Source organism: Pseudomonas sp. PS02303 (assembly GCF_029959925.1).
GTDB classification, from domain to species: Bacteria; Pseudomonadota; Gammaproteobacteria; order Pseudomonadales; family Pseudomonadaceae; genus Aquipseudomonas; species Aquipseudomonas mandelii.
In genome coordinates, this window is sequence record NZ_JASCOM010000242.1 from 1 (window position 1) to 8,815 (window position 8,815).

An 8,815-nucleotide genomic window follows, 5' to 3' on the forward strand; every position below is an offset into this window, starting at 1 on the left:
AGGCTTGCCCGCGAAAGCGCCAGCGGCCTCTCCACAGAAATCCGGTTGACCCCTTCGCGGGCAAGCCTCGCTCCTACAGGGGGTTGCGTCAGGCCAAAAAAATGCCCCGGGTCGTGAGAGCCGGGGCATTTTTTATGGCAGTGCTAAATCAGCGATTGCGGGTCAGCAACGCTGGCTTCTCACCGCGTGGACGGCCTGGCAGTTGATCAAGTTGCTCTGGAGTCGGGAAACGATCGGTTTTCGACTCCTTGTGAATGATCTTCGGTGCCGGGCCGCGCGGGTTTTGCACGGCCGGTTCCGAACGCGGCTGGTCGTCGGTGCGAGCCGGACGACGGTTGCGGGACTCTTCACGACGGGCCTGGCCGTCACGTGGAGCGCCGTTACGTGGGCCACTGCGCTTGGCCGGCGGCGTGCCGGTGGTGGCGCCGTCGCTGCTGCGCGGACCGCTTTGGCGACCCTGAGGCTTGCCGCCGGTGCGTGGAGCACCTGCGCCGGCTGCCGCGCCTGGTGCCGGAGCACCCGGACGGCGGCCACGGCCTTGAGCCGGTTTGGCTTGAGGCACGTAGTCAACGCGGTTACCGAAGTTATCGATATCGTCGTCCAGGAACTCGTCCGGCGCACGATCAGCGGCAGCACGAGGAGCCGGACGCTGTTGCTCGCGAGCCGGGGTGCCTTCGCGTGGCTTGTGTTCACGGGCCGGGCGATCGCCACGGCCAGTGGCGGGCGCTTTTTCCTTGCCGCCCTTGTCCTTGCCCTTGTCTTTACGACCGCCGCCACCGCCGGTGCCGTTCGGGCCGTCGCCGCGCGGGCCACGTGGGTTGCGTGGGTTACGCACATCCGGACGCTCGCGAACTTCCGGTTTCTCGGCTTCTACAGCGCTGGAGTCGAAGCCCATCAGGTTGCCATCGGCAATCTTCTGCTTGGTCATGCGCTCGATGCTTTTCAGCAGCTTTTCTTCGTCCGGGGCGACCAGCGAGATCGCCTCGCCCGAACGACCGGCACGGCCGGTACGGCCGATACGGTGAACGTAATCTTCGTCGACGTTCGGCAGCTCGAAGTTGACCACGTGTGGCAACTGGTCGATGTCGAGGCCGCGAGCGGCGATGTCGGTGGCTACCAGAATGCGCACTTCACCGGCCTTGAAGTCGGCCAGGGCTTTGGTGCGGGCGTTCTGGCTCTTGTTGCCGTGGATCGCGACGGCGCTGAGGCCGTGTTTGTCCAGGTACTCGGCCAGACGGTTGGCGCCGTGCTTGGTGCGGGTGAACACCAGGACCTGTTCCCAGGCGCCAGCGGTGATCAGGTGCGCCAACAGCGAACGCTTGTGGTTGGCTGGCAGGCGGAAGACGCGTTGCTCGATACGCTCGACCGTGGTGTTCGGCGGCGTAACTTCGATGCGTTCCGGGTTGTGCAGCAGCTTGCCGGCAAGGTCGGTGATGTCTTTGGAGAAGGTCGCCGAGAACAGCAGGTTCTGACGTTTGCTCGGCAGGCGAGCCAGGACCTTCTTCACGTCATGGACAAAGCCCATGTCGAGCATGCGGTCGGCTTCGTCCAGCACGAGGATTTCCACGTGGGACAGATCGACGCTGCCTTGGCCGGCGAGGTCGAGCAGGCGGCCAGGGCAGGCCACCAGCACGTCGACACCACGGGACATGGCCTGAACCTGCGGGTTCATGCCGACGCCGCCGAAGATGCAGGCGCTGACGAACTTCAGGTCACGGGCATACACCTTGAAGCTCTCGTGTACTTGAGCCGCGAGTTCGCGGGTAGGGGTCAGGACCAGTACGCGCGGTTGGCGGGGGCCGTGACGCTGGGATTTGTCCGGGTGACCGTTGGGGAACAACCGCTCCAGAATCGGAAGGGCGAAGCCGCCGGTTTTACCAGTACCTGTCTGAGCCGCGACCATCAGGTCGCGACCTTGCAACACGGCGGGGATAGCCCGCTGTTGCACCGGAGTAGGCTCGGTATAGCCCGCTGCCTCGATGGCGCGGACTAAAGCCTCGGAGAGACCGAGGGAAGCAAAGGACATGAGTAATCCTGTTTTAGTTAGGGCTTGGCCCAATGGGAGTCTTGCCTGGCGCGAATGGCGTTTAAGAGGAACGCAATCCCGTCCGGTCCTGCTGGGTCTTGAAAGCTCGTCTGGAGCGCTCGCGCGGGCTGAAAAGCTGCGCTGTAGCGGATCGAGATGCCTTGAACAAGTCCGAGCGTCCGGGCGTGAGCCTGGCGGGAAGGCCGGAGTATAACAGAGCAATCACTGCGCGCCGCTTTCCTGCTGCTCAACGGTTTTTTCGGTGGTGGTGGCGGCGGCTTGCACCCCCGGGCCTGCGCCATAACGGGCGCTGAGCTCAGCGTAGGCGGGCTCGCGCTTGAAGCGCTTGAGTTCGGCACCGAAACGCTGCACCAGCAAATCCATGCCGGCGTTACGGCGTACCGCCAAAAACTGGCTCTGGCGGCTGATGACGGTGGGGTTTTCGGTGATCTTGTCGCGGATGCCCAATTCGTCGAGCAAGTGCTGCCCGACCCGGCGATCAGTGATCAGCAGGTCGATCCGCCCGCGCACCAGTTTGCCGAAGTTGGCTTCATGGGTTGGCGCCGGCTCCCGGGTGAACAGAGTCGACTCGCTGAAATCCTTGCTATAGAGGTAGCCCGGCGAGGTGCCGACGGTCAGGCCTTTCAGGTCGTCGAGGGTGCGGAACGGATGGGGCCGCTCATTAGCGTAGAACATCACGAACTCGACTTCCGACAGCGGTTCGCTGGGGTAGAGCAAGGTAGCGTCGCGTTCATCGCTGTGAAAAATGTCCAGCGCTCCATCCGCCTGGCCCGTTTCAAGCATCGACAGGCAGCGTTTCCATGGCAGGAACTGCCAGTCCACTTCGATCCCCAGGCGTTTGAACACGATCGCCGTGGTTTCGTAATCCAGGCCCAGGGATTTGCCGTTTTCCTCATAGACATAAGGCGCCCACGGCTCGGTGACAATGCGCAGCTTCTCGCCCCGGGCGGCAAAGCTCAGGCAAGAGAATAGAAACACGGTGAGTAACTGTGCGATCAGAGGCATGGCTTGAGATTACGACGAGAAGTCATAAAGAGCCAGAAATCGGATCCAGAAGCTCTGGCCCGAGGCGCAATCCATAAAAAAGGCCCTGGATTGCGCCAGAGCCTTCATTGGAGTGCTGCACTGTTTCAGCGCGGCAGCTTCAGGTTGTTCCACACCGCCAGGCTCGCTTCAGCCTGGTTCAGTGTGTAGAAGTGCAGCCCCGGTGCGCCACCTTGCAGCAGGCGTTCGCACATTTCGGTGATGACTTGCTCACCAAAGCCTTGAATGCTCTGGGTGTCGTCGCCGTAGGCTTCCAGCTGTTTGCGGATCCAGCGCGGGATTTCCGCACCGCAAGCGTCGGAGAAACGCGCGAGCTTGCTGTAGTTGGTGATCGGCATGATCCCCGGCACGATCGGAATGTTCACGCCCATCGCCCGTACACGCTCGACGAAGTAGAAGTAGCTGTCGGCGTTGAAGAAGTACTGGGTGATCGCACTGTCGGCGCCAGCGTTAGCCTTGCGCACGAAGTTGTTCAGATCGTCTTCGAAATTGCGCGCTTGCGGATGCATCTCCGGGTAGGCGGCGACTTCGATGTGGAAGTGATCGCCGGTTTCTTCACGAATGAATTCAACCAGGTCGTTGGCGTGGCGCATTTCGCCGCTGGCCATGCCCATGCCGGATGGCAGGTCACCGCGCAGGGCAACGATACGCTTGATGCCGGCTGCCTTGTATTGAGCCAGCAGGCCGCGCAGGTCGTCCTTGCTGTCGCCAACGCAAGACAGATGCGGCGCGGCCGGGACTTTGACTTCGCTTTCGAGCTGCAACACGGTGTTGAGCGTGCGATCACGGGTCGAACCGCCAGCGCCATAAGTGCAGGAGAAGAAATCGGGGTTGTACGTGGCCAGCTGACGGGCAGTGGCGAGTAGCTTTTCATGCCCAGCGTCGGTCTTCGTAGGGAAGAACTCGAAGCTGTAGCGACGGTCTTGGGACATGGAGGGAACCTCCAGCTACAAGCTGCAAGCTGCGAGCTGCAAGAGAAGCGGAGGTGCGCTGATCTCTTGTGCCTGGAGCCTGCTGCCTGAAACTGTTTTGGAATAGGGGCAGAGCTCTCGAGCTTCGCGCGGCAAGTTCGGCTTTTGACCTTGCTTGCCGCTTGAAGCTTAAAGCTCGCAGCTGCTTTGTCTTAGTAGCGGTAAGCGTGCGGCTTGAACGGACCTTCGACGGTCACGCCGATGTAGTCGGCCTGGGTCTTGGTCAGTTGAGTCACAACGCCGCCGAAACCGCGGACCATTTCCAGGGCCACTTCTTCGTCGAGTTTCTTCGGCAGTACTTCAACGGTCAGGCGCTCGGCTTTCTGGGCTGGCGACAGGTCGGCGTACTTCTGGCCGAACAGGAAGATCTGCGCCAGAACCTGGTTGGCGAACGAACCGTCCATGATGCGGCTTGGGTGACCGGTAGCGTTACCCAGGTTAACCAGACGGCCTTCGGCCAGCAGGATCAGGTAGTCGTCGTTCTGGGCATCGAATGCGCCAGGGCCGGTACGGTGAATTTTGTGAACCTGCGGCTTCACTTCTTCCCATGCCCAGTTCTTGCGCATGAAAGCGGTGTCGATTTCGTTGTCGAAGTGGCCGATGTTGCAGACAACAGCGCGCTTCTTCAGGGCTTTGAGCATGTTTGCATCGCAAACATTGACGTTGCCGGTGGTGGTCACGATCAGGTCGATCTTGCCCAGCAGGGCTTTGTCGATGCTGGCTTCAGTACCGTTGTTGATACCGTCGATGAACGGCGAAACCAGCTCGTAGCCGTCCATGCAGGCTTGCATGGCGCAGATCGGGTCGACTTCGGAGACCTTGACGATCATGCCTTCCTGACGCAGGGACTGAGCGGAGCCCTTGCCCACGTCACCGTAACCGATGACCAGCGCTTGCTTGCCGGACAGCAGGTGGTCAGTACCACGCTTGATCGCATCGTTCAGGCTGTGACGGCAGCCGTACTTGTTGTCGTTCTTGCTCTTGGTCACCGAGTCGTTGACGTTGATGGCCGGGATTTTCAGCTCGCCCTTGGCCAGCATGTCCAGCAGGCGGTGAACGCCAGTGGTGGTTTCTTCGGTGACGCCGTGGACGCGGTCCAGGATCGCCGGGTATTTCTTGTGCAGCAGCTCGGTCAGGTCGCCGCCGTCGTCGAGGATCATGTTGGCATCCCAAGGCGCGCCATCTTTGAGGATGGTTTGCTCCAGGCACCACTCGTACTCTTCTTCGGTTTCGCCTTTCCAGGCATAAACCGCGATACCGGCAGCAGCGATAGCGGCAGCGGCCTGGTCTTGAGTCGAGAAAATGTTGCAGGACGACCAACGCACTTCGGCACCCAGGGCAACCAGGGTTTCGATCAGCACGGCAGTCTGAATAGTCATGTGGATGCAGCCGAGGATTTTGGCGCCTTTGAGTGGCTGCTCACCAGCGTACTTGCGGCGCAGACCCATCAGGGCTGGCATTTCGGATTCGGCGATGATGGTTTCGCGACGGCCCCAGGCAGCCAGGGACATGTCGGCCACTTTGTAATCGTTAAAATCTGCAGGCGTGATAACAGCGCTCATGATGAGCCTCCATTCGTAATGTATGCGAATGGGCGCCGTTGTGCGTTTAGTGTCCGGCCGCTCATGGCCAGTCAACGCCCCATCCGAGCCTGACAGGTCGAACCTGCTGCAGCGCCCCTCGGACAGGTGGCGGGAAAACGGTAGTAGCCGTTTTAAATCGGTGGCGATTATAGCTTCCTTTGTCCGGCTAGTGGCAAGTGACAAGCTACAAGCGGCAAGTAACAGCGAATCTGCATTTACTTGCAGCTTGGCGCTTAAAACTTGAAGCTGGGGGCAGAACTCTATCGCTCAAACGCCTCAAACCTGGAGCCCCCTATGAATTTCCACACACGCAAATGGGTAAAACCCGAAGACCTCAACCCCAACGGCACACTGTTCGGCGGTAGCCTGTTGCGCTGGCTCGACGAAGAAGCGGCGATCTACGCCATCGTCCAGCTGGGCAATCAGCGAGTGGTCACCAAGTACATTTCCGAGATCAACTTCGTCAGCGCCTCGCGCCAGGGCGACATCATCGAACTGGGCATCACTGCCACCGAGTTCGGTCGTACCTCGATAACCCTGAAATGCGAAGTACGCAACAAGATCACCCGCAAAAGCATCCTGACGGTGGATAAGATTGTCTTCGTCAACCTGGGTGAAGACGGCTTGCCCGCGCCGCACGGCCAGACCGAGATCAAGTACGTCAAAGACCAGTTCAAGGACGACGTCGCCAGCGAGTAATGCGAGCCCCCGTAGGAGCGAAGCTTGCTCGCGAAGGCGTCATTTGTGTCACCAGCAATACCGAGGTGAACCCTTCGCTGGAAAGCCTCGCTCCTACAGAGCCAGTTTCGTTGGACGGTCAGTGAACAGCTCCGGGCCGCGCGTGTCGTACCTACATGACACATCACCTGTTCCGGAGCGCTATGGACATCAAGCAAGACGGCAAGACCCCAAACCTGTCGCCGGAAGAACAGCACGACGTCGACAAAAACCAGCCACCGCGGGCCGCGGTGCTGCATGAAATCATCCGCACCCAGGGCGATCAGGAGCTCGAACGCAGCGTCGCCGCCTTGTGGTGGTCGGCACTCGCCGCCGGCCTGACCATGGGCCTGTCGCTGATGGCCATGGGACTGCTCAATTCCCGACTGCCGGACGGTGAAGGCTTCAAGGTGATCGCCAGTTTCGGCTATTGCGCTGGCTTTCTTGCGGTAATCCTCGCCCGTCAGCAGTTGTTCACCGAGAACACCCTGACGGCCGTGCTGCCGATCATGACCAAACCCACACTGAACAATTTCGGGCGATTGCTACGCCTGTGGTCGGTGGTGCTGGTCGGCAACCTCTGCGGCACGCTGCTCGTGGCCTACGTGATGCTCCATCTGCCGATTTTCGACAGCAAGACCGACCTGGCCTTCCTCGATATCGGGCGCAAGATCATGGAAAACGACGCCAGCCAGATGTTCGCCAAAGGCATCGTGTCGGGCTGGATGATTGCCACCATGGTCTGGATGATCCCGTCCATGGAGAGCGCCAAGATGTGGATCATCATCCTCATCACTTACCTGATGGCGCTGGGGGATTTCACCCACATCGTGGTCGGTTCGGCCGAGGTCTCGTACCTGGTGTTTGCCGGCGAATTGCCGTGGAAGGATTTCTGGCTGGTGTTCGCCGGGCCGACGCTGGCGGGGAACATCATCGGCGGCAGCTTCATCTTCGCGCTGATCAGCCACGCGCAGATCCGCAGCGAGAGCGGTCCGCCGAAGAAGACGGCGGATCAGGCGTCAGAGCCTGATCCGCAGAAGAGCAAAAAGTAATCAGTGATGCTCGGCCTGTGCCGCTGGCGCAGGCTCATCCCGGGTCACGTGCTTGACCAGTTTGCCGATGCTCAAACCCTGCAGCAGGATCGACGACAGCACCACGATGTAGGTGATGCTCAGCAGCAAGTCGCGCTCCGGGCCCAGCGGCAGGGCCAGGGCCAGGGCCACCGAAACACCGCCGCGCAAACCACCCCAGGTCAGAATCCGGATTGTCCCGCGCGGCACGGTGCGCCAGCGCCGCAGCAGCACGATGGCCGGCGCGACCGTCAGCAGGCGCGAAAGCAGAATCGCCAGTGCCAGCAAACTCGCCGCCAGCACGTGCAGCCAATTGAACGGTAGCAGCAACAGCTCCATGCCGATCAGAGCGAACAGCAGGGCGTTGAGCATGTCATCGAGCAATTCCCAGAAGCCGTCCAGGTACTTGCGCGTCATGTCGTTCATCGCCAGGTTGCGGCCCAGGTTACCGATGATCAGACCCGCGATGACCATCGCGATGGGGGCGGACACATGCAGCTCCGACGCCATGGCCGAGCCGCCGATCACCAGCGCCAGGGTCAGCATGACCTCGATCTGATGCTGCTCGATGCTCTTGATCATCAGGTACACCAGATAACCGATCAGCCCACCGAACAGCACGCCGCCAATCGCCTCATGGGCGAACAGCATCGCTGTGGCGCCGACGGTCGGGGTCTCGCCGAGTTGCGCAATGCCCAGCAACACGGTGAACACCACCACGGCCGTGCCGTCGTTGAACAGCGACTCGCCGACGATGGTGGTTTTCAGAGGCTTGGACGCATTGGCAGTCCGTAGCACGCCGAGGACCGCGATCGGGTCGGTGGGGGAAATCAGCGCGCCGAACAGCAGGCAATAAAGGAAGCTCACGTGCCAGCCGAACAGGGCAAAAATGTAATAGGCGAGGCTGCCGATCACCGCCGTGGCGATCAATACGCCGAAGGTCGCCAGCAGCCCGATGGGCCAGCGGTAGCTGCGCAGGTCATTGAGGTTGACGTGCAGGGCGCCGGCGAACAGCAGGAAGGAAAGCATCCAGTTCATCAGCAGATCGCCAAAGTCGATCTGGCTGATCAGTTGCTGAATGCGCTCTTCGAGGCCGGGGTAGCCGAGCAAGCTCAGGCCTTGCAGCAGCAGGGAAAACATCAGCGCGGTGACCATGACCCCGATGGTCGGAGGCAGGCCGATGAAGCGGAAATTCACGTAGGTGAGGAGTGTGGTCAGGCAGATAAAGGCAGCGACAAGTTCGAGCATCCGGGGACCTTGGATGGGGGGTGGGGTTTAAGGCAGTTGCACCGAGTCAGTTTCTTCGCGAGCAGGCTCGCTCCCACATGGAATTCGGTGTACACAGAATCTGTGTGCGCTGGAGATCCACTGTGGGAGCGAGCC

7 protein-coding genes and 1 riboswitch are annotated in these 8,815 nt (G+C 60.8%); of the genes, 2 read left to right on the forward strand and 5 right to left on the reverse strand.

Annotation, left to right across the window (positions count from 1 at the left end; translation table 11 throughout):
- Positions 1-148: 148 nt before the first annotated feature.
- The 4 genes from QMX98_RS28875 to ahcY form a co-directional block, all read right to left on the reverse strand.
- Positions 149-2,026 carry a DEAD/DEAH box helicase gene (locus tag QMX98_RS28875; RefSeq protein WP_282411756.1) on the reverse strand — a complete coding sequence of 626 codons (1,878 nt, stop codon included), beginning with the start codon at positions 2,024-2,026 and terminating at the stop codon, positions 149-151.
- A 222-nt stretch (positions 2,027-2,248) separates the two neighbouring features.
- Positions 2,249-3,052, reverse strand: coding sequence for a transporter substrate-binding domain-containing protein (locus tag QMX98_RS28880; protein ID WP_010466917.1), 804 nt, complete (start codon positions 3,050-3,052; stop codon positions 2,249-2,251).
- A gap of 125 nt (positions 3,053-3,177) precedes the next feature.
- Complete coding sequence (gene metF / locus QMX98_RS28885; protein ID WP_010466919.1) at positions 3,178-4,023, reverse strand: methylenetetrahydrofolate reductase [NAD(P)H]; 846 nt, start codon at positions 4,021-4,023, stop codon at positions 3,178-3,180.
- Between the two features lie 191 nt (positions 4,024-4,214).
- Positions 4,215-5,624, reverse strand: a complete 1,410-nt coding sequence (ahcY, locus tag QMX98_RS28890; RefSeq protein ID WP_077747242.1) for an adenosylhomocysteinase — start codon at positions 5,622-5,624, stop codon at positions 4,215-4,217.
- 23 nt (positions 5,625-5,647) lie between these two features.
- Positions 5,648-5,750, reverse strand: a riboswitch (S-adenosyl-L-homocysteine riboswitch).
- Positions 5,751-5,939: 189 nt separating this feature from the next.
- Here ahcY and QMX98_RS28895 point away from each other — a divergent pair.
- The gene (locus tag QMX98_RS28895) at positions 5,940-6,344 is read left to right on the forward strand and encodes a hotdog domain-containing protein (protein ID WP_010466921.1); all 405 of its coding nucleotides are present in this window, start codon (positions 5,940-5,942) and stop codon (positions 6,342-6,344) included.
- A 182-nt stretch (positions 6,345-6,526) separates the two neighbouring features.
- On the forward strand, positions 6,527-7,414 hold the full coding sequence (locus tag QMX98_RS28900; RefSeq protein WP_077747243.1) for a formate/nitrite transporter family protein: 888 nt from the start codon (positions 6,527-6,529) through the stop codon (positions 7,412-7,414).
- Here the strand turns inward: QMX98_RS28900 and QMX98_RS28905 are convergent, their stop codons facing one another.
- A complete protein-coding gene (locus QMX98_RS28905) occupies positions 7,415-8,680 on the reverse strand; it encodes a sodium:proton antiporter (RefSeq protein WP_282411757.1) in 1,266 nt (421 codons plus the stop codon).
- Between the last annotated feature and the right edge of the window lie 135 nt (positions 8,681-8,815).

What these genes read in the sequence shown, in the direction of transcription:
- QMX98_RS28875 (WP_282411756.1), bottom strand. Translation starts at nt 2,026, where the DNA reads ATGTCCTTTGCTTCCCTCGGTCTCTCCGAGGCTTTAGTCCGCGCCATC.
- QMX98_RS28880 (WP_010466917.1), bottom strand. Translation starts at nt 3,052, where the DNA reads ATGCCTCTGATCGCACAGTTACTCACCGTGTTTCTATTCTCTTGCCTG.
- metF (WP_010466919.1), bottom strand. Translation starts at nt 4,023, where the DNA reads ATGTCCCAAGACCGTCGCTACAGCTTCGAGTTCTTCCCTACGAAGACC.
- ahcY (WP_077747242.1), bottom strand. Translation starts at nt 5,624, where the DNA reads ATGAGCGCTGTTATCACGCCTGCAGATTTTAACGATTACAAAGTGGCC.
- QMX98_RS28895 (WP_010466921.1), top strand. Translation starts at nt 5,940, where the DNA reads ATGAATTTCCACACACGCAAATGGGTAAAACCCGAAGACCTCAACCCC.
- QMX98_RS28900 (WP_077747243.1), top strand. Translation starts at nt 6,527, where the DNA reads ATGGACATCAAGCAAGACGGCAAGACCCCAAACCTGTCGCCGGAAGAA.
- QMX98_RS28905 (WP_282411757.1), bottom strand. Translation starts at nt 8,680, where the DNA reads ATGCTCGAACTTGTCGCTGCCTTTATCTGCCTGACCACACTCCTCACC.